Source organism: Streptomyces sp. NPDC050704 (assembly GCF_040654355.1).
In the GTDB taxonomy this organism is placed as follows: Bacteria; Actinomycetota; Actinomycetes; order Streptomycetales; family Streptomycetaceae; genus Streptomyces.
In genome coordinates this window covers 30,843-51,361 of record NZ_JBFAHW010000032.1, presented here as the reverse complement: position 1 = coordinate 51,361, position 20,519 = coordinate 30,843, and the positions used below count along the sequence as shown (strand labels likewise).

Genomic DNA, 20,519 nt, shown 5'->3' with positions numbered 1-20,519 from the left:
TCCCAAGGCCGTGCTGCCCGAGCCCGCCGTCCGCCGCCCCTGGCGGGTGTTCGCCGCCATGGCGGTGGGGGTGGTCGCCGTGTTCCTCAACATGAGCGGCCTCACCGTCGCACTGCCCACGATCACCCGGGAACTGGAGGCGAGCCCCGGGCAGGCCGACTGGATTCTCCTCGGCTACATGCTGGTCACCACCTCACTGATCCTGGTCTTCGGCCGGATCGCCGACATCGTCGGGCGCCGCAGGCTGTATCTGGCCGGGCTCGTCGTCTTCACCGCCGCGACCGCACTCGCGGCGCTGTCCCCGACAGCCGAGTTCCTGATCGCGGCACGGATCGTGCAGGCGGTCGGCGCCGCCGCCGTGATCACCAACAACACCGCCCTGCTGACGGACACGTTCCCCGCCCAGACCCTCGGCCGAGCTCTCGGCTGGAACGTGACGGTGGCCGCGGTGGCCCAGATCGCCGGGCCGGTGGTCGGCGGCGCGGCGACCGAACTGCTGGGCCCGCGGGGCCTGTTCGTCGTCTGCGTGCCCATCGGGCTGATCGCGCTCGTCGCGTCGGCACTGGTGGTCCCGCGGACCCGGCGGTCCGGCGGGGTCCGTGAACCGTTCGACCTCCCCGGCGCCGCGCTGTCGGTCGCGGTCCTGACCGCTCTCGTCCTCGCCATGACGCCCGGCGCCACGGCCACGGATGCCGCATGGCTGCCGTGGGTCTGCGGCTGCGCCGCCCTCGCGCTGTTCGCGGTGTTCGTGGTCGTCCAGGAGCGGCGGCCGCACCCGCTGGTCGACATGGCGCTGCTGCGTACGCCCGCGATCTCCCTGGTGTTCGCCGCAGTGCTGGCCAACGCGGTCAGCACCTACGCCGTGGTGCTGCTGGCGTCGCTGCACGAGCAGGCGGTCGGCGGGGCCACACCCCTGGAGGCGGGGGTGCTGGTGACGCCGGTCGCGGTCGGCACGCTGATCACCTCGGCGGCCGCCGGTTCGCTGTTCGGCCGCTGCACACCGCGTGCGCTGACCACCGTGGGCATGGCGGTGACGGCCTGCGGACTGCTGGGCTTCACCCTGACACTGTCCGCGACGGTCGCGCAGCCGCGTGCGGTGGCCCCGTTCTTTCTCTTCCTCGTGGGGGCCGGCACCGGGTTGTTCATGACGCCCAGTACGAGCGCGCTGATGCTCGGCGTGCCCGCCGGCCGGCGCGGAGTGGCCAACGGTCTTCGTTCGACCCTGCAGAACGTGGGCTATCTGCTCAGCACGGCGCTCGCCCTCGCCGTCACCACGACCGGGCTGAGCGCGCCGGCCCGGCAGGCGGCGTACGAAGGCACACTCAACGTGCTCGCGTCGGGCGAGCTGAGCCGGTTCGTCGCCAACATCCGCCTCACCGGGTTCGTCCTCACAGGCATCGCCGTGGCGGGGACAGCGATCTGCCTGGCGTTTCCCACGTCGTTGCGGCCACCCCGTGCCGCCGATCCGTCCGGAGCCACCGACCCGTTCACGGCCACCGACCCGTCCACGACGGTCGGCCGGTCCACGCCCGCCGGTCAGTCCACCGCCGGCGACCACGAACCCGCCACCAGTCGAAAGGCCCTGCCATGACCGGTTCCCAGCAGGAGGACTACGAGCGTGCCGGGTTCGCCGGGCAGCTCGCCCCCGGCACCTCCCCGGCCCTGATCCTGGTGGACCCCGCCCGCGCCTATGTCGACCCGGACTGTCCTCTCTACGCCGGAGTCGAACCGGCGGTCGAGGCGATGAAAGCCCTGCTGGCCGCCGCACGACAGGCCGGGATTCCGGTGATCATCACGCGGGTGCTGCTGCGGGCCGACGGCAGCGACGGCGGCATCTTCTTCCGCAAGGTGCCCACACTGCGGGCCTTCATCGAGGGCAGCCCCTTCGGGGAGTTCATCGACGGGCTGGCTCCCGCCGCGGACGAACTGACCGTGACAAAGCAGTATCCGAGCGCCTTCTTCGGTACGGCGCTGGCCGCTTTCCTCACCGCCGGCCGAATCGACACCCTGCTCATCGGCGGACTGTCCACGAGCGGCTGCGTCCGCGCCACCGCCCTGGACGCCATGCAGCACGGGTTCATCCCCGTCGTCGTCGAGGAAGCGGTGGGGGACCGGGACCCGGACATCCACGCGGCGAACCTCTTCGACATCAAACACAAGATCGGAGAGGTCTGGCCGATCGAACGCGTCGAGGACTATCTGGGAGGACCAGCTGGTTCGGGCAGCTGAACGGCGTTGAAAACAGGGGTGGTTGCATGAGCCCGCCCTGGACGCCGGACGCCTCGGCTTGATCCAATGGCGCATGACATCGTTCTGGACGGGCAAGCGGATACGCCTGCGCGGTATCGAACCCGACGACTGGACCGCGTTCAGGCGCTTCGCCGAGGACGAGGAGCGGCTGGGAGACGTGCTCCAGCCGCCTCGTTCCGCCGAGGGCCATCGCGCCTGGGCCAAGGAGCAGGCCGTTGCCAAGGCCGACGACGACTGCTTCCAGTTGGTCATCGAGGCCGTCGACACGGGAGAGGCAGTCGGTGCTGTCGGCTCGCACAGCGCCGACCCGCGCGCGGGCTGGTTCGAGTACGGGGTCACGATCGGCGCCGATCACCGGCGCAAAGGCTACGCGGCAGAGGCCGTGGTACTGCTGCTGCGCTTCATGTTCGCCGAGCAGCGGTATCGCAAGTGCGAAGCGCGGATCTTCGCCCACAACGAGGCATCGCTGGCACTCCACCGACGGCTCGGATTCCTTGAGGAGGGCCGCCTCCGCGACCACGTGTTCCTCGCCGGCCGGCACCGCGATCTCGTCATGATGGGCATGCTCGCCGGGGAGTTCGCCCAACTGCACTCGATGAGCGAGCTCTGACACCGACTTCCTCGCCTTGTCCGATCGTCCTGTCCGATCGAAGACGCACGTCCTAGCCTGGCGTCATGACCGTCGACCTGTTTGCAGGAATCCCTGTCAGCGACTACGCGACGGCGCTCGCCTGGTACGAACGGCTGCTCGGCTCCCCGCCGACGTACGTCGCGAGCGACACGGAAGCCGTGTGGGAACTCGCGGAACATCGTTCGGTGGTCGTCGAGCGGCGGCCCGAGCGTGCCGGCCACGCCATGCACACCGTCTTCGTTGACGACTTCGACAAACGCGTCACCCAGATGGCCGACCGAGGAATCGAACCAACGAAGCGGGAGACCTACGGGAACGGCGTGCGCAAGGCCATCTATCGCGATCCCGAAGGGAACGAGATCGGGTTCGGCGGCGCTCCCCTCTGACCGGCCCTGACCGGCCCTGACCGGCCCTGACCGGCCCTGACCGGAACCAGCCGCCTTCTTGCGTCTCCCGCCTTCTCCTGCCTACTTCTTCCGCGCGACGTAGACGGTGTTGGTGGAGGTGCCGCCCTGGAGCGGGTTGTCGAAGTCGACGACGTGGGCTTCCGGTGCGGCGAAGACCTCCGCGAGCGTGGCGGTGAACTCCGCGTCCGGCGGGTCGTTGGACCACAGGGCGAAGACCCCGTCGGGGTGCAGGTGACCGGCGAGAGCCTGGAGCCCCGGCGGCTGGTAGAGCGCCGCATGACGTGAATTCAGTACGTGGCGCGGTGAGTGGTCGATGTCCAGCAGAACGGCGTGGAAGCGGCGGCCCGGCGACTGGGGATCGAGGCCGACGGGATCGCCGACCGCCGCGAAGAAGTCGCCCTGGACCAGCCGGCAGCGAGGGTCCGATGACAGACGGGCGCTGAGCGGCACCAGATGACGCTGATGCCACTCGATCACCTCGCCGAGCGCCTCGACCACGACCAGGGAGCGGACCCGGGAGTCGTCCAGGGCGGTCTGGGCGGTGTAACCGAGACCGAGCCCGCCCACCGCGACGTCGAGATCGGCGTCCGGCAGCTGCGCCAGGCCGAGCCGGGTGAGCGCGATCTCGCCCGCGGTGAAGAGGCTGGACATCAGGAACTCGTCCCCGAGCTTCACCTCGTACACATCGTCGCCCGATGCCGGATCCCGCCGGCGCCGGAGGCTGATGTCCCCCAGCGGTGTCGGGCGCCAGTCGATCTCCTCGAAGCGCGCGCTCATCCCTGCACCTTGCACCTTTCTCCGCCTGCCACGATCGGGGTTCTCGCTCCGCCGCCATGCCGATGCCCTGCCTGCGGCCGGCGGTCGTCCCCGGCTCAGGCGTCGATGATGACGGGGATGATGAGGGGCTTGCGGCGGTAGGTCCGGAACGCCCAGGACGCCACGGCGCGAGCGATGAGCTGTTCGAGCTGGTGCGCGTCGCCGACCCCTTCCTGAGCCGCGGTGGCCAGGGTCTTCTCGATCACCGGGATGACGGGCTCGAAAGTGGTGTCGTCGTGGACGAACCCGCGGGCCAGGAAGTCGGGGGCCTCGGCGAGGGCGCCGGTGTCGGCGTCGACGAGGGCCACCACCGTGACCACGCCTTCGTTGGCGAGGGTGAGACGGTCCTTGAGGGAGGCCTCGGTGGCGCCGCCGACCTCCATACCGTCCACGTAGACGTTGCCCGCGGGCACCTTGCCGGTGATCGAGGCGCGGCCGTCGACGAGGTCGACGACGACCCCGTCCTCGGCGATGACCACCCGGTCCGGATCGACGCCGGTGCGGATGGCGAGGTCGCCGTTGGCCCGCAGGTGGCGCCATTCGCCGTGGACGGGCATGACGTGCTTGGGCTTGATGATGTTGTAGCAGTAGACGAGCTCACCGGCGCTGGCGTGTCCGGACACGTGCACCTTGGCGTTGCCCTTGTGGACGACGTTGGCGCCCCATCGGGTCAGCCCGTTGATCACCCGGTAGATGGCGTTCTCGTTGCCCGGGATGAGAGAGCTGGCGAGCAGGACCGTGTCGCCCTTGCCGATGCGGATCACGTGGTCGCGGTTGGCCATCCGGGACAGGGCCGCCATCGGCTCGCCCTGGGACCCGGTGCAGACCAGGGTGATCTTGTGGTCGGGCAGCTTCTCCATTTCCTTCATGGACACCACCAGGCCGGACGGGACCTTGAGGTAGCCCAGTTCGCGGGCGATGCCCATGTTGCGGACCATGGATCGGCCCACGAAGGCGACCTTGCGGCCGTGCTGGTGCGCGGCGTCGAGGACCTGCTGGATGCGGTGCACATGGCTGGCGAAGCTGGAGACGATCACGCGGCGCGGCGCGGTGCGCAGGACCTGCTCGATCGCCGGGTTCAACTCGCGCTCGGAGACGGTGAACCCGGGCACTTCGGCGTTGGTGGAGTCGACCAGGAAGAGGTCGACTCCTTCCTCGCCGAGGCGGGCGAAGGCGCGCAGGTCGGTGATGCGGTCGTCCAGCGGGAACTGGTCCATCTTGAAGTCGCCGGTGTGCAGCACCATCCCGGCACCGGTGCGGATCGCGACCGCGAGACCGTCCGGGATGGAGTGGTTGACCGCGACGAACTCGCAGTCGAAGGGCCCGAACTTGCGCCGGTCGCCCTCACGTACCCGCACCGTGCGCGGCCGGATGCCGTGCTCCTTGAGCTTGGCCTCCAGGAACGCCAGCGTCAGCTTCGAGCCCACGACGGGAATGTCGGACCGCTCACGCAGCAGATAGGGCACGCCCCCGATGTGGTCCTCGTGCCCGTGGGTGAGCACCACGCCCACGATGTCGTCCAGGCGGTCCCGGATCGAGGTGAAGTCCGGCAGGATCACGTCCACGCCGGGCTGGGTCTCCTCGGGGAACAGCACGCCGCAGTCGACGATGAGCAGCTTCCCGGCGTACTCGAAGACGGTCATGTTGCGGCCGATCTCACCCAGGCCGCCCAGGGCGACGACCCGCAGCCCTCCATCGGGCAGGGGAGGGGCGGCTTTGAGTTCTGGATGCGGATGGCTCATACCGTGACGTTATCGGAGAGTTGGAAGAGGTGATCCATTGCCGTGCGGTCTCTTCTTCCGGACGAGGGACCTCACGGGCAGCGGGTGCCCCGGATTATCCGGATTACACGAGGGCCGAAGCGGCTCGCGGTACGGGTGATACCGAGATCTTGCTCACGCCGTTGACGACCTTGGGCCGTTGGTCCGGTCGGCGGAGTGGCGCCCAGGGAGCCGGTGTTCATGAGAGGGGCTCTCCTCCGGACGGGTGGACGGATGCACACGGACACGCACACGGATACGGATACGGACGGGGGCAGACGGCGGCCGGTGGGCGTGAACCGCCACCGCCGCGCTCATCGCGGTGCCGCGGTGGCCCAGGCGGTGTCACTCAGGGCGAGGTAGCGGTCGGTCTCCGTACGCGACGGCATGACGGGAACATCGTCCCTGGTCCGCAGCGCCGCGGAGGCCGCGACGTGGCCGAGGCGCAGCCGGGACCGTGCGTCGCGGTCTTCCAGGACGCCGGCCAGATAGCCGGCCGCGAAGGCGTCACCGGCGCCGACCGGTTCGACCACCTTGGTGGGCAGCGCCGGGACGAACGTCCGGGCGCCGTCGGCGTAGGAGGTCGCTCCGTGCTCGGCGTCCTTGACGACCACGACCGGGGCCGGTTCGAGCAGCTCCGCGATGTCGTCCGGCCGGGCGGTGCCCCACAGCGCCTCGGCCTCGTCCCGCCCGACGAACACGATGTCGGCGGCGCGGGCGAGGGCCAGCAGGTTCCGCGCGGCGTCCGGGGTACCGCGGCGCCAGAGCGCGGGGCGGTGGTTGACGTCGAACGAGACGGTTGGCCCTCCGGCGGACCGGCCGTCTCCTTCGACACGCCGGCCGACGAGTACCGCCTCCAGCAGCCGGGCGCAGCTGTCGGAGAGCGCCGCGGCGACGCCCGACAGGTGCACGATGCGGGCGCCGCGCAACGCGGGCAGCCGGACGAGGCCGGGTCCCATCAGGGTGGCGGCCGATCCGCCGCGGTAGTAGTGGGTGCGGGTACGGTCCGGGCCGGGGTCCTTGAAGTAGACCCCGGTCGGCCGGTCCGGGTCGGTCTCGACGGCCGTCACATCCACACCCCGCGCGGTCAGTTCGGCCAGGATGCGGCGCGCGAACGGATCGTCGCCCAGCCGGCTCAGCCATGCGGCGCGGTGCCCGAGACCGGCCAGCCCGCAGGCGACGTTCGACTCGGCACCGCCGATGGCCATCCTGAGCGTCGACTGCTCGGCGAGCGGACGGGCATCCGGCGGGCTGAGGACGGCCATCGTCTCGCCGACACACACGACGTCGGCCACCTGTTTGCGGCTGTCGGCGACGTGGGACGGGAGCGGCAAGGACACGGGATTCTCCTGGCGGACGGTGTCTGATGGCGTACGTGATGGCGTGCGCGGTGAGTATTGACGTGTTGACGTACGGCGTACGTCGTACGGGGATGAGGTCGGCCGGCGTCAGGTGCCGGCCAGCCGCAGCATGACCTTGCTGCTTCCGCTCCCAGGGTCGGCGGCGACGGCCAGTGCCTCCTCGGCCCGTTCCAGCGGAAAGCGGTGGGTGATCAGCGGTGTCACGTCGAGACCGTCCCGCAGGGCGCGCAGGGCGTCGTCGATCTCGTCGACGAAGCGGTAGGAGCCGATCCAGGTGATCTCGCGGGTCACCAGATCGCCGAGCGCGGCGGCCACGGCGGTGCCGGGCAGGTTGCCGACCTGGACGAGGGTCCCGCCGCGGGCCGTGGCCCGCAGCACCGGACCGAGCGCGGACGGCGCGCCGGAGGCCTCGAAGACCACGTCCACGTCCTCGGGCAGGCTCTCGCAGAGGGAGAGGTCGCGTGTCTCGTCGGCGCCCATGGCGCGGGCGACGGCGAGGGAGGACGCGGTCAGGTCGGCGGCGACGACGGTGCCCGCCCCGCGGTGCCGGGCGGCGGCGGCGACCAGGGAGCCGATGGGTCCGGCGCCGTTGACCAGGACGGTCCGGCCGCGCAGGTCGGGGACCCGGCCGACGGCGTGCAGGGCGACGGCCAGCGGTTCGGCCAGGGCACCCTGCAGGGTGTCGACGCCGTCGGGCAGCGGCCGGATCTGGTCCGCGCCGACCGTCCGGTACTCGCTGAACCCCCCGTCGGTGTGCGGATCGAAGGCCGCCGAGCCGAAGTAGCGGATGCGCGGATGGAGGTTGGTGCGTCCGGCGATCCGCTCCGGCAGGACGTCGTCGCCGACCGGTTGCGCCGGGTGGACGGTGACCGGCTGCCCTTCGTCGAGGCCGGTGACTCCGGCGCCGAGCGCGGCGATCCGTCCCGCGACCTCGTGACCGAGCACCAGGGGGTGCGCGAGCGCGGCGGTGCCGGACGCCCCGTTCTTCCAGTAGGCGATGTCGGATCCGCAGATCCCGCCCCACTCCAGGGCCAGCAGTACCTCGCCGGGGCCCGGCACCGGCCGGGCGCGTTCGTCGATGCGTACGTCGCCGGGCCCGTGCACCACGACCGCCCTCATACGGCGTCCTCCAGCCGGACCAGGTCGCGTCCGCGGGTCTCGGGCGCGAGGAACGCGCTGACGAAGGTGATGAGCGAGTAGACGATGAGCATCGCGGCGATGGGCCACCAGCTGCCGGTGACGGCGGTGAGCGTCGCCGCGAGGACCGGGCCGATCGCGGTGGCGAGGATGCCGCCGATCTCCTTGGCGAGCGCGAGCTGGGTGAACCGGGTGCGGGATCCGAAGAGTTCCGCCATCGCCACGCTCTCCAGCGAGAACAGGCCGAGGACTCCGACGTTCAGGCCGAGCACCATGCCGATCATCAGCCCCGGAGTCGAGCCGGAGGTGATGAGGAGCATCACCGGGAAGGCGAGGACGGTGGTGAGCAGCGAGAGCGCGAGGTACATCGCCCGGCGTCCGTAGCGGTCGCCCAGCATGCCGACCGCCGGCACGGTGGCGAAGCCCAGGAGCGAGCCGTACACGATCGCACTCGTGGGGACGGACCGGCCGACCGCGAGGTTGGTGGCGATGTAGCCGACGAGGAACGTCTGGACGAGACCGGAGTTGCCCGCCTGGCCGAAGCGCAGCCCCAGCGCGAGGAAGAAGGCCTTGCCCTTGCGCTGGCGGATGCCCGCCGCCAGGACGCTGCCCTGCTCGCTCGCCGGGGCACCGGTCGGGCCCTCGGCGTCGACGGCGGTGATGGCGGACTCGACCTCGTCGCGGGAGAGGGCCACGCCGTCCACGACGTCGGGGCGCTCCTCGAAGACCGGGCTCTCCTTGAGGCCGCGGCGCAGCCATACCGCGAAGAACATGAGCGCGAAGCTCAGCAGGAAGGGCAGCCGCCAGCCCCAGGAGAGCAGTTGGTCCTCGCTGAGCACGGCGAGCAGGATGGCCCACAGGCCGGAGGCGGCCAGCGTTCCGGAGTTGGTGCCGAGGGATGCGAGAGAGGCGACCAGGCCGCGCCGCTTGACGGGTGCGTACTCGGCGAGCATCACGGTGGCGCCGGCGATCTCGGCGCCGGCTCCGAATCCCTGGATGAGGCGCAGCGCGACGAGCAGGATGGGCGCGAGGATGCCGATCGTGGCGTAGGTGGGCAGGGCGCCGATCAGGGTGGTGGAGACGCCCATCAGCATGATCGTGAGGTACAGGACTCTCTTGCGGCCGATCCGGTCGCCCATCCGGCCGAAGTAGACGGCACCGGCGAGCCGGGCGACGTAACCGACGCCGTAGGTGGCCATCGCGGCGATCAGCCCGATCGCCGGGCTGACGTCCGGGAAGAAGATCTTGTCGAAGACGATCGCGGCGGCCAGCGAGTAGAGCTGGAAGTCCATGAACTCCATGGCGGTGCCGAGCCAGCCCGAGACCGCGGCCCGGGTGAGATCGCGGGTGCTGCGTTGGGCTGGGCGCGCCTGCTGAGCGGCTGTGGCGCTGTCCTTCATCGGTGAACTCCGTTGTTCGTGAACTCGTGAACTATCGGGGGCTGTCGGGGACGGAGGCGTTCGGGGACTGAAGCGGGGCTCAGATCTCGACGCGGCCGGCCCGCAGGGCAGGTAGCCGGTCCGCGACAGCGGCGGTGAGGGCGTCCTCGTCCGCCAGGTCGGTCGCGCCGAGGACACGCAGGAGTGCGCGGACCGTGTCCACGGGACGGCCGGCCGGCCCCCAGCAGGCGGTGAGCGTGTCGGCCGCGGGGTCGGTGAGCACGTCCGCCTGGCGGGTGTGGTGCACCCAGGCGGCGAGGGCGAGTTCGAGGACCGGGGTGCTCGTGCCGCGTGCGCGAAGGGTGCGGAGGGCGGGCAGCCAGCGCTCGGTGATCTTCAGTGATCCGTCGGAGCCGATCTGCCGCAGCAGGTGACGCATCGCGGGGTTGCGGAAGCGTACGACGAGGTCGTAGGCGTACGAGCCCGGATCGGGGCCGCCCGCGGGGAGGGTGGGGGCGACCTCCGTGCACAGGGCCCGGACGAGGCGCGCGCCCCAGTCCGCCGCCAGGGTGTCGGCGATGGTGGTGTGACCGGCCGCCGTGCCGAGGTAGGCCAGGGCCGAGTGGGAGCCGTTGAGCAGCCGCAGTTTGGTGAGCTGGTAGGGCACGGCGTCCGGGACGAACAGGGCGCCGTCCAGTTCCCAGGGCGGTCGGGGCGCGGCGAAGGAGTCCTCCAGGACCCACTGCCGGTACGGCTCACCCGTCACGGGGAGGGCGTCGTGGACGCCGAGCGCGGCGGCGGCCGCCGCCCGGTCCGCCTCGCCGGCCGCGGGCACGATCCGGTCCACGACCGTCGAGGGGAAGGCGACGGCTTCGGACATCCGGTCCAGGATCTCCATGCGGTCCGGCCAACTGGAGGCACGGACGAAGTCGCGTACTACCCGGCTCAGTACGGCCCCGTTGGCCGCCATGTTGTCGCAGGACACGACACTGACCGGCGGCGCGCCCACACGCATCCGCGCGGCCAGCCCGGCGGCCAGGCGTCCGACCACCGTGGTGAGGGGGCCGCCCGAGGCCGCCACGAGGTCGGCGGCGACCGGTGCCGCGGCGGTGTCAAGGCCGCCGGTCCGGGGCGAGCGGTGGTAGCCCTTCTCCGTGATGGTCAGGGTCACCACCGTCACCTCGGGGTCGGCGAGCAGGGCGTCGACGGCCGTGGCGTCGGGACCCATGGCCAGCGCGCCGGTGAGCGCACCGACGACGCGGGAGACGCTGCCCTCCGGACGGCGTTCGGTGAGCGAGTACAGGCAGTCCTGGTCCCGCAGGGCGCGCACGGTCTCCGCCGACCGGGGCGCGACGGCGGTGATGCCCCAGGGCTCGCCGGACCGGGCGGCGGCGTGCTCGGTGTAGACCGCCTGGTGCGCCCGGTGGAAGGCGCCGAGGCCGAAGTGGACGACGCGGGTGCGCAGTTCGGCGGGGTCGACCTGGGGACGCTGCTCGGGCGTGAGCCGGGAGAGCGCCGCGCGGTCGAGTGCGGGAAGGGCGACGGTGCTCACCAGTCGTGCACCGAGCCGTCGAGGCGGCGCGCGACCGGGAGGTAGCGCCGCTGGTAGGGGAACCGTTCCGCCGCCTTCTCGTCGTAGTCGACGCCGAGGCCCGGCTCCTCGGAGGGGTGGAGCATGCCGTCGGCGAACGTGACGCCGGTGCGGAACACCTCGGCGGTCTCGTCGGGGTGGCCCATGTGCTCCTGGATACCGAAGTTCGGCACGGCGATGTCGAGGTGCACGGCGGCGGCCATGCTGACGGGGGAGAGGTCGGTGGCGCCGTGCGAACCGGTCCGTACCTGGTAGAGCGCCGCGAGGTCGAAGATCCGCCGCAGGTGGGTGATGCCGCCCGCGTGCACGACGGTGGTGCGTACGTAGTCGATGAGCTGCTCGGTGATCAGGTCCTTGACGTCCCAGATCGAGTTCATCACCTCGCCGACCGCGATCGGCGTCGTGGTGTGTTGGCGAATGAGCCGGAACGCCTCCTGGTTCTCGGCCGGAGTCGGGTCCTCCATCCAGAACAGCCGGCAGCTCTCGACGCTCTTGCCGAAGCGGGCCGCCTCGATCGGGGTGAGCCGGTGATGGACGTCGTGGAGGAGGTGGAAGCCGAAGCCGAAACGCTCCCGGACCGCTTCCAGGTAGGTGGGCGCGAAACCGAGGTAGGCCTCGGTGTCCCAGGGCTGCTCGTCGGGCAGCTCGGTCGCGGCCGGCTCGTAGACCTTGCCCTTGCGGACGCCGTAGGTGCCGCCGATGTCGGGCACCGCGGCCTGCGCCCGGACGGCCTTGTAGCCCAGCTCCAGATAGCGCTCGACGTCGTCAAGGAGCGAGGGTACGTCGGTGCCGCTGGCGTGCGAGTAGACCAGCACGCCGTTGCGGGAACGGCCGCCGAGGAGGTCGTGGACGGGCAGTCCTGCGACCTTGCCCTTGATGTCCCACAGTGCGGTGTCGACGGCGGCGATGGCCGTCATGGTGACGGGTCCGCGCCGCCAGTAGGCACCCTTGTAGAGGTACTGCCACACGTCCTCGATGCGGGCGGGATCCCGGCCGATCAGCAGCGGGACCACGTGATCGCGCAGATAGCTCGCGACGGCCAGTTCGCGGCCGTTGAGTGTGGCGTCACCGAGTCCGGTCACGCCGTCCGTCGTGGTGATGCGCAGGGTCACGAAGGTGCGGCCGGGAGACGCGACGAACAGCTCGACGCGCTCGATCTTGCTCACAGGGGCTCCTTACGACGAACCGAAGGGTCGCCGGTTCATCCGGGTTCCTCCGGCCTTGCAGTGCGGTCGTTCAGTACTTGTATACAAGCACTTGTCGCGCAGCTCGGGCAAGACTCCTGTCACCCCGTTTTCGCCTGTGGGTCCGCCGCCGACTCGGCGGTGCGCCTGCGCGGACGCTCGCGGACGCGTGGGTGTCCGACCGGTGGCCGGACCTCATGGGAATGCCCGGCGAGTCGGCAAAGGCGCCGGTCAAAAGCGTGCCCGCCGACTACGTACGATGGGCGTATGGCTCAATCGAACGGGCGGCGGACCAGTCGGCGCGAGATCTACCTGAAATTGCGTCAGATGGTCCTGACCCTCGAACTCGCCCCGGGCGCCGCCCTGTCGGAGAACGAACTCGCCGCGTCCCTGGGTGTCAGCCGCACGCCGGTGCGGGAGAGCCTGATCCTGCTGGCCCAGGAGGGCCTGGTGCAGGTCTTCCCGAAGATCGGGTCGTTCGTGTCCCGGGTGGACCCGGCGCAGGTCGCCGACGCCCAGTTCCTGCGGGAGGCCGTCGAGCTCGCCTCGCTGGAGGACCTGCCCACACCGCTCGATCCGGCGGTCGTCGGGGAACTGCGGGACAACCTGGAACGCCAGCGGCGCGCGGACCTCGGCCTGGAGGAGTTCTTCGCCCTCGACGAGGCGTTCCACCAGGGTCTGATGCGGCTGAGCGGTCATGGCAACGTCTGGACCACCGTCGCCGCGGCCAAGGGGCACCTGGACCGGGCGAGGCGGCTCGGCCTGCACGAGAACGTGTCCCCGGCGGTGTTCGCCGCCCAGCACCTCGAAATCTTCGACGCGGTGGTCGGTGGAAACGTTTCCCTTGCTCGCACCGCCATGCGTGCGCACCTGCGGGCCGTCTTCAGTGACATCGAGCGCATCCGGGCGCACTCGCCCGAGCTGTTCGCCACCGGTCCCGCGACGGTACCGGTGCGGCGCAACGTCGTGGTCTGGGAGTAACACCAGAACCAGGGTTGACCAGCCGGAACGCGGGAGCTTTCCGGCTGTGGCGCCCGGCCGTGCGGCTGCATCTCGGGGGCCGCTCATGCGCGTTGTGACCTGAACCGCTCGTGGCCGGTGCGCCGTGCGGTCCGATCCGCCTGTCCCGGTAGGGGAGTTGAGGGCGTGTGCGCCGGCGCCGGCCGTCCGCGGGGCGCTCGTTGACCAGAGATGTGTCAGAAGTGTTGACCGCGCACTGAAAACGTTTTAACTTCCCCTCACTCCGTACCCACAGTCGAGGAGGCCGCGTGGCAGCGCTGCTGCGCGAGCGCCCCAGGAAACCGACGGCGAGCCGCCCTTCCCGTCGTCCGTCAGGCGCTCCGACCAAGCGAAAAGGTTTTCACGCCCGCAGGGGCCGAACGCTGTTCCTGCTGATGGTGCCCGGGCTCGTGTACTTCCTCGTGTTCCACTACGGGGCGCTGCTCGGCAACGTCATCGCGTTCAAGGACTACGTGCCCTTCGACGGCATCTGGGGCAGTCCGTGGGTCGGCCTGGACAACTTCCAACGGATGTTCCAGGACACCGGGTTCTGGGACGCGGTCCTCAACACCGTCTGGATCGCGCTCCTCCAGATCGTCTTCTACTTCCCCGTGCCGCTCGCGCTCGCCCTGCTCCTGCACACGCTCACCTGGAGCACCGTCCGCCGCTTCGTGCAGTCCGTGGCGTATCTGCCGCACTTCATCTCGTGGGTGATCGTCGTCGCCCTGTTCCAGCAGGTGCTCGGCGACACCGGCATGGTGAACGGCTACCTCGGCGACGCGGGACTGAGCACCGTCGACATCATCGGCAACCCCGACGCCTTCAAGCCGCTCACCGTCGCCCAGGTCATCTGGAAGGACGCCGGCTGGGGCACGATCATCTTCCTCGCGGCGCTCTCCCAGGTCGACGAGCAGCAGTACGAGGCCGCCGCGATCGACGGCGCCGGACCCTGGCGGCGCTTCTGGCACGTCACACTGCCCGCCATCCGGCCGGTGATCGTGCTGCTGCTCATCATGCGGCTCGGCGACATCCTCTCGGTCGGCTTCGAGCAGATGCTGCTCCAGCGCGACGCGGTCGGACCGCAGGCCGCCGAGATCATCGACACCTTCGTGTACTACCAGGGCATCGTCGGCGGCGACTACGGATTCGCGGCCGCCGCGGGCCTCTTCAAGGGCGTCATCGGCGCCCTGCTCGTCTACGCGGCCAACAAGGTCGCCCACCGTCTCGGCGAACAGGGGGTCTACAAGTGAGCGCCCATGCACGGCCCGGCTGGATGGAGAAGCCGAAGCCCGCCACGCAGGTCGCCAAGGTCCTCGCGCTGATCGCGGTGGTGCTGCTGGTCTGCGTGCCGTTCCTGGTGATCCTGTCGACCTCGCTCGCCTCCCAGCGCGAGGTGGTGGCCAACGGCGGCTGGGTGCTGTGGCCGACGGACCCGACCCTCAAGGCGTACCGGGACATCCTCGAAGGCGGCATCGTCACCCACGCCCTCGGCGTCAGCGCGGGCGTCACCGTCGTCGGCACCCTGCTCAGCCTCGCCTGCACGGTGACCCTCGCCTACGCCCTGTCCCGCCCCGGTGTCTTCGGCGGCAAACCCGTCCTGATCCTGGTCCTGTTCACGTTCCTCTTCCCGCCCGGCATGATCCCCAGCTTCCTGGTGGTCAAGGAGCTCGGACTGCTGGACTCCTACAGCTCATTGATCCTGCCCGTGCTGGTGAACGTCTTCAACCTCGTCGTCCTGCGCGGCTTCTTCCAGGCGATCCCGGAGGAGCTGTACGAGGCGGCGCGTCTCGACGGGGCGGGGGACTGGCGGGTGCTGTGGTCGGTCGTGCTGCCGCTGTCGAAGGCGGCACTGGCCGTCGTCGGCCTCTTCTACGCCGTGGCGTACTGGAACTCCTGGTTCTACGCCTCCCTCTACCTGGAGAGCGACCACTGGCCGCTCCAACAGGTCCTGCGCACCTACGTGGTGGCCGGTTCCGGGCTCACCGACACGACCGTCGGCGAGGCCACCGTCAACGCGCCGCAGACCGTGCAGATGGCGGTCCTGGTGATCGCCACCGTGCCGATCCTGCTCGTCTATCCCTTCCTCCAGAAGTACTTCACCAAGGGCGTGCTCACCGGCGCCATCAAGAGCTGACTCTTCGCCAAGAACTGACTCCTCAGAACTGACTCATCGTCAAGAGCCGTGCTACGAAAGGTCGGTTGCCCATGTCCTCACTGTCCCGGCGCACCCTGCTGCGCTCGATCGCCGTCGGCGGCGCCGCGCTGGCCGTCCCCGGCACGCTCACCGCCTGCTCCAGCGGATCGAGCGACGGCGACGTCTCCAACGCGGGCAAGAAACTGGCCCCTTGGCCCGTGTACGTCCCGTTCTCCGGTCCGAAGCCGGACCTCGCGCCCACCGAGGCGGGCGTCCAGGCCGGCTACACCGCCTACCCGTCCGACCTGGTGACCGCCGTCCCCGACAAGCCCGGCGACGGCTCCACGATCAGGGTCATGTCGGTGTCCTTCGGCACGCCGCCCAAGCCCGCCTCGGCCAACAAGTTCTGGACCGCCGTCGAGAAGGCACTCGGCGTGAAGATCGAGTACACCATCGTCTCGCAGACCGACTACCAGAAGAAGATGGCGACCGTGATGGCCGGTGACGCCGGCGATCTGCCCGACATCATCAACATCTTCTCCGGCTTCGTGCTGCCCCGCGAGGCCCAGTTCGTGCAGCGCCGGGCCGAGGACCTCACCCCGTTCCTGTCCGGCGACGCGGTCAAGACGTACCCGAACCTCGCCAACATCCCCACCCACGCCTGGCGCGACATGGGCCGCATCGGCGGCCGTATCTACGGCATCCCCCTCGAGCGCCCGCTGCCCGGCTCCACCCTCTGGCTCAACCAGGGCTTCTTCACCGGCGCCGGGATGAAGGAGGGCTGGACCTCCGAGGACTTCGCCGCCGTCGCCGGGAAAGGCACGAGCGGCAAGAAGTACGCGCTCGGCGCCGCCACCGGCTCCGTCTTCGGCGGCGCCTTCCACTCCGCCGCCCACAACGCACCGCAGGAATGGGCCGTGGACAAGGACGGCACCTTCCTGCCCGGTTACACCGACGAGCGCTTCAAGGCGTCCGTCGCCTACCAGGCCCAGCTGCGCAAGAACGGCTCCTACCACCCCGACGCCACCTCGCTCTCCCAGCCCGACCTGGTCACCCTCTGGCTCAACGGGACCGTCGGTTCCATGCAGGACGGCTTCGGCGCCTACCTGCCCAAGTACCTCGACTCCAAGGGCCTGTTCACCCCGGCGGCGGCCATCCCGTACAGCGTCGGCGGAGAGCCCGGCGGCAGCGTCGCGGCCCGCCGCTCCTTCGGCTACACCATCCTGAAGAAGGCGAAGAAGGAGCGCATCGAACTGCTGCTGCGGGTCCTCGACTACCTCGCCGCGCCCTTCGGCAGCAAGGAGTGGGAGCTCGTCCACTACGGCCTGGAGGGTACCCACTTCACCCGGGCGAAGGACGGCTCGCCCGAGGCCAACGAACTGGGCAAGGTGGAGAACAACACCAACCTGCCGCTGAAGTACCTCGCCGAAGGCCCCCAGGTGCTGTTCGTGCCGGGCCTGCCCGACGCCGTACGCGCCCTGCACGCCTGGCAGCAGAAGGTCGTACCGCGAGCGATCCGCAAGGCTTCCTGGGGACTCCAGTCCCGTACCTACACCGCTCAGGGCACCACGCTCAAGGCCCTGATGGACGACGCCGCCACCGGCATCATCGCGGGCCGCCTCCCGCTCTCCGAACTCGACGCCGCGGCGAAGAAGTGGCGGACCCGCGGCGGCGACAGAATGGCCGAGGAATTCGCCGAGGACCACGCGGCCAACAGCTGACGTGCGGCGACGGACGGCCGGAAGGAGACACGGGGGATGGGAAGCGACATGGCGCCGAAGGGGCGGGTGACGATCCGCGAGGTCGCCGAGCGGGCGGGGGTGTCCATGGCCACCGTCTCGCGCGTGCTGAGCGGGAACTATCCGGTGCCGGCGTCCACCCGGACCCGGGTGCTGCGCGCGGCCCGCGATCTGGACTACGTGGCCAACGCGCACGCGCGTGCACTGGTGGGTGGCGGCCGCAAGATGGTCGCGGTCGTGCTGCGGCAGGTCACCAGCCCCTTCTACGCGCATGTCGCCGAGGGCGTGGAGGCGGAGGCCGCCTCCCGCGGCTGGCTGTGTCTGGTCGGGGCCACCGGCGGGGACCCGCAGCGTGAGCTGGAGTTCGTGCAGCTGATGCGGGAGGAGGGCGCCCGGCTGGTGATCCTGGTCGGCGGGGTCGTGGAGGACGACGCCTACCGGGAGCGCGTCGCGCACTACGCGCAGGCCCTGGACGCCGCCGGAGCCCGTCTCGTGCTGTGCGGACGGCCCGCGCCGGAGCCCGGCATCCCGGCCCTGGTGGTGGAGTTCGACAACGAGGCCGGGGCCCGTGCCATCACCGGCCATCTGCTGTCGGCGGGCCACCGCCGGATCGTCTTCCTGGGCGGACTGCCCGGCAACACCACCCTGGACGCGCGGGTCGCCGGCTACCGGGCCGCGCTCACCGAGCACGGCCTGCCGCCCGAGGCCGCCCACGTCGTCGACTGCGGCCTCGGCCGGCCGGCCGGCCACCGGGCGATGACCGAACTGCTCAAGGACGGCCCGGACTTCACGGCGGTGTTCGCCGGCGACGACATGGTCGCCGCCGGAGTACTGCGGGCCATCGCCGACGCAGGCCTGCGCGTCCCGGACGACATCTCGGTGGTCGGCTACAACGACATCCCGCTCGCCGAGGACTTCAACCCCCCGCTTACCACCGTCCGCACCCCCGCCGAGGAACTCGGCCGCGCCGCGGTACGCCTCGCCCTGCGCGATCCCGAGTACACCGCGGGTGCCCACCACCTGCTGGGCACCCACATCGTCGTACGCGACAGCGTCCAGCCGCCCCCGCCGGGGCGCCCCGACTGACAAAGGACCCCATCCCCGTATGACCGCGCCGCACGTGTCGCTCCCCGACCCGACGCACCCCTCCCACCTGCCGCCCCCCGACCCCGCACACTCACCTCTCACCGGCTGGACCCGAGCGCACTGGGAGGCGATGGCCGACCGCCTCCTGGACGGCCTGCTCCCTTACGCCTCAAGGGAGTTGGCCCAGTACCGGCTGCCCGGCCGGGCCAGTCACTCCGGGTCCTGGTCCGACGGTCTGGAGGGCTACGCCCGCTCCTTCCTGCTCGCCGCCTTCCGTATCGCCGGCGCGGGCGGCACGGACCGGCCCGGCAGCACCGTCGTCCACGACCTGGTCGAGCGCTACACGGTCGGTCTCGCCGCCGGCACCGACCCCGGCCACCCGGAACACTGGCCCCCGATCACCGACCGCGGCCAGCCGATGGTCGAAGCGGCCTCCATCGCCGTCGCACTGCACGAGACGCGCCCCTGGATCTGGGACCAACTGCCCGACGCCGTACGGCAGAACGCCGCGGCCTGGCTGGGCGGGTTCGTCGGAGCCACCGCCAACGACTCCAACTGGCGGCTCTTCCAGGTCATCACCGAGGAGTTCCTCGCCTCCGTGGGGGCCCCGCACAGCCGCGCCGAAATCGACGACGGTCTGGCACGGCTCGACGACTGGTACCGCGGAGGCGGCTGGTACACGGACGGCGACGGACGGAAGTTCGACTACTACAACGCCTGGGCACTGCACCTGTACCCGGTCCTGTGGGCCCGCATCGCAGGGCCCCGCGCCGACCGCGGCCTCGTGGCGACGCACCGCGCCCGCCTGCGCGAGTTCCTCGACACCCACCAGTACTTCTTCGGCTCCGACGGCGCCCCCGTCCACCAGGGCCGGTCGCTCACCTACCGCTTCGCCGCCGCCGCCCCGCTCTGGGCCGGCGCCCTGGCCGACGCCACCTCGCTGCCACCGGGTCGTACGCGCCGCCTGGCCTCCGGCGCCCTGAAGCACTTCGCCGACCACGGAGTGCCGGACGGGCAGGGGCTGTTGAGCCTGGGCTGGTACCGGCCCTTTCTCCCCGTCACCCAGCGGTACTCGGGCCCCGCGTCCCCGTACTGGGCCAGCAAGGCGTTCCTCGGACTGCTGCTGCCCGCGGACCATCCGGTGTGGACGGCACCCGAGGAACCCGGCCCCGTCGACACCGCGGACCGATGCCTGGCCCTGCCCGCCCCCGGGTGGCTGCTGCACTCCACCGCCGCCGACGGCATCGTGCGGCTGGTCAACCACGGCAGCGACCGCTTGCCGCCCCCGCCCTTTCCACCTCAGGACAACCCGCACTACACCCGGTTCGCGTACTCCAGCGCGGCCGCGCCGGAGACCCCGCCCGACGACGCGTCGCCGGGCCCCGACAACCACATCGCGCTGCTGGACAGTTCGGGTGCGTCCCGCAGGGGCCGCATCCATCCGCTGTACGTCCACGGCCGGCAGGCGGCCTCGTGGCACACCCCGCTCGCGGTGGACGGCGACGGCACAGAGCCGAGTATCACCACGGTCAGTGTCGTGCACGGCCCCTGGGAGGTGCGCGTGCACCGGGTGCACGCCCCGGCCGGCGTCCGAGTGCGCGAAGGCGGCTGGGCGGTCGCCTGCGACAGCACGCCCACCGGGAGGACCGGAGCGGGCTGGGCACTGACCCGCCGACCCGACGGCCTGACCAGCGCCCTCGTGGGCCTGCTGGGCTGGGACGACCACGGCATCCCGGCCCGCGGCACCGTGACACACGCCCACGGCCACAACGCCTACGGCGACCACTCGGCGACGCCCCTGCTCACGCTGGACCGGTATCCCGGCGGCACGCGGCTGCTCGTGACACTGGTCGTTCTCACCGCGGACCCTGACGTGTACGGGGACCTCCACACCCTGCGTACCGACGCCTGGGCGACTCCGACGCCGGACGGGGCCGTGGAGATCCGCTTCCCGGACGGGCTGGTCGAACGGGTTCGGACGCGGAACCTCAACCCGCCGCCGACGACCACCGGCGCAGACATCCGGTGACCGGTGGCCGGTGACC

The 20,519-nt window shown here is 70.9% G+C and carries 17 protein-coding genes; 10 read left to right on the top strand and 7 right to left on the bottom strand.

What is annotated here, in order from left to right:
* The first annotated feature begins 10 nt into the window (after positions 1–10).
* The 4 genes from AB0I18_RS20335 (at position 11) to AB0I18_RS20320 (ending at position 3,267) form a co-directional block, all read left to right on the top strand.
* Positions 11–1,591 (top strand): MFS transporter, encoded by a 1,581-nt coding sequence (locus tag AB0I18_RS20335; protein ID WP_363106920.1) that lies wholly within the window; start codon positions 11–13, stop codon positions 1,589–1,591.
* Positions 1,588–2,229 carry an isochorismatase family protein gene (locus tag AB0I18_RS20330; RefSeq protein WP_363106919.1) on the top strand — a complete coding sequence of 214 codons (642 nt, stop codon included), beginning with the start codon at positions 1,588–1,590 and terminating at the stop codon, positions 2,227–2,229. The genes AB0I18_RS20335 and AB0I18_RS20330 overlap by 4 nt, the downstream gene beginning before the upstream one ends.
* Before the next feature lie 73 nt (positions 2,230–2,302).
* Entirely contained in the window at positions 2,303–2,860 is a 558-nt protein-coding gene (locus AB0I18_RS20325; RefSeq protein ID WP_363106918.1) for a GNAT family protein, read from the top strand.
* Positions 2,861–2,925: 65 nt separating this feature from the next.
* Positions 2,926–3,267, top strand: coding sequence for a VOC family protein (locus tag AB0I18_RS20320; protein WP_363106917.1), 342 nt, complete (start codon positions 2,926–2,928; stop codon positions 3,265–3,267).
* A gap of 81 nt (positions 3,268–3,348) precedes the next feature.
* On the opposite strand, the gene AB0I18_RS20315 is transcribed toward AB0I18_RS20320, so the two are convergent.
* The 7 genes from AB0I18_RS20315 to manD form a co-directional block, all read right to left on the bottom strand.
* Positions 3,349–4,065, bottom strand: coding sequence for a spermidine synthase (locus AB0I18_RS20315; RefSeq protein ID WP_363106916.1), 717 nt, complete (start codon positions 4,063–4,065; stop codon positions 3,349–3,351).
* Between the two features lie 95 nt (positions 4,066–4,160).
* A complete protein-coding gene (locus AB0I18_RS20310) occupies positions 4,161–5,846 on the bottom strand; it encodes a ribonuclease J (RefSeq protein ID WP_363106915.1) in 1,686 nt (561 codons plus the stop codon).
* 332 nt (positions 5,847–6,178) lie between these two features.
* The gene (locus tag AB0I18_RS20305; protein ID WP_363106914.1) at positions 6,179–7,204 is read right to left on the bottom strand and encodes a sugar kinase; all 1,026 of its coding nucleotides are present in this window, start codon (positions 7,202–7,204) and stop codon (positions 6,179–6,181) included.
* Positions 7,205–7,312: 108 nt separating this feature from the next.
* The gene (locus tag AB0I18_RS20300; RefSeq protein ID WP_363106913.1) at positions 7,313–8,344 is read right to left on the bottom strand and encodes an L-idonate 5-dehydrogenase; all 1,032 of its coding nucleotides are present in this window, start codon (positions 8,342–8,344) and stop codon (positions 7,313–7,315) included.
* Positions 8,341–9,762: an MFS transporter gene (locus AB0I18_RS20295; protein WP_363106912.1), complete on the bottom strand. Its 1,422-nt coding sequence runs from the start codon at positions 9,760–9,762 to the stop codon at positions 8,341–8,343. The genes AB0I18_RS20300 and AB0I18_RS20295 overlap by 4 nt, the downstream gene beginning before the upstream one ends.
* A 79-nt stretch (positions 9,763–9,841) precedes the next feature.
* Complete coding sequence (locus AB0I18_RS20290) at positions 9,842–11,293, bottom strand: mannitol dehydrogenase family protein (protein WP_363106911.1); 1,452 nt, start codon at positions 11,291–11,293, stop codon at positions 9,842–9,844.
* Positions 11,290–12,498 (bottom strand): D-mannonate dehydratase ManD, encoded by a 1,209-nt coding sequence (manD, locus tag AB0I18_RS20285; RefSeq protein WP_363106910.1) that lies wholly within the window; start codon positions 12,496–12,498, stop codon positions 11,290–11,292. The genes AB0I18_RS20290 and manD overlap by 4 nt, the downstream gene beginning before the upstream one ends.
* 285 nt (positions 12,499–12,783) lie before the next feature.
* Here manD and AB0I18_RS20280 point away from each other — a divergent pair, with 285 nt between their 5' ends.
* From AB0I18_RS20280 to AB0I18_RS20255, 6 genes are all read left to right on the top strand, one after another.
* Positions 12,784–13,497 carry a GntR family transcriptional regulator gene (locus AB0I18_RS20280; protein WP_363106909.1) on the top strand — a complete coding sequence of 238 codons (714 nt, stop codon included), beginning with the start codon at positions 12,784–12,786 and terminating at the stop codon, positions 13,495–13,497.
* A gap of 413 nt (positions 13,498–13,910) precedes the next feature.
* A complete protein-coding gene (locus tag AB0I18_RS20275; protein WP_363106908.1) occupies positions 13,911–14,765 on the top strand; it encodes an ABC transporter permease subunit in 855 nt (284 codons plus the stop codon).
* Entirely contained in the window at positions 14,762–15,649 is an 888-nt protein-coding gene (locus AB0I18_RS20270; RefSeq protein WP_363106907.1) for a carbohydrate ABC transporter permease, read from the top strand. The genes AB0I18_RS20275 and AB0I18_RS20270 overlap by 4 nt, the downstream gene beginning before the upstream one ends.
* Positions 15,650–15,720: 71 nt before the next feature.
* On the top strand, positions 15,721–17,370 hold the full coding sequence (locus AB0I18_RS20265) for a sugar ABC transporter substrate-binding protein (RefSeq protein WP_363106906.1): 1,650 nt from the start codon (positions 15,721–15,723) through the stop codon (positions 17,368–17,370).
* Between the two features lie 48 nt (positions 17,371–17,418).
* Entirely contained in the window at positions 17,419–18,474 is a 1,056-nt protein-coding gene (locus tag AB0I18_RS20260) for a LacI family DNA-binding transcriptional regulator (RefSeq protein ID WP_363106962.1), read from the top strand.
* A 19-nt stretch (positions 18,475–18,493) separates the two neighbouring features.
* The gene (locus tag AB0I18_RS20255) at positions 18,494–20,503 is read left to right on the top strand and encodes a DUF2264 domain-containing protein (RefSeq protein WP_363106905.1); all 2,010 of its coding nucleotides are present in this window, start codon (positions 18,494–18,496) and stop codon (positions 20,501–20,503) included.
* The last annotated feature ends 16 nt before the right edge of the window (positions 20,504–20,519 follow it).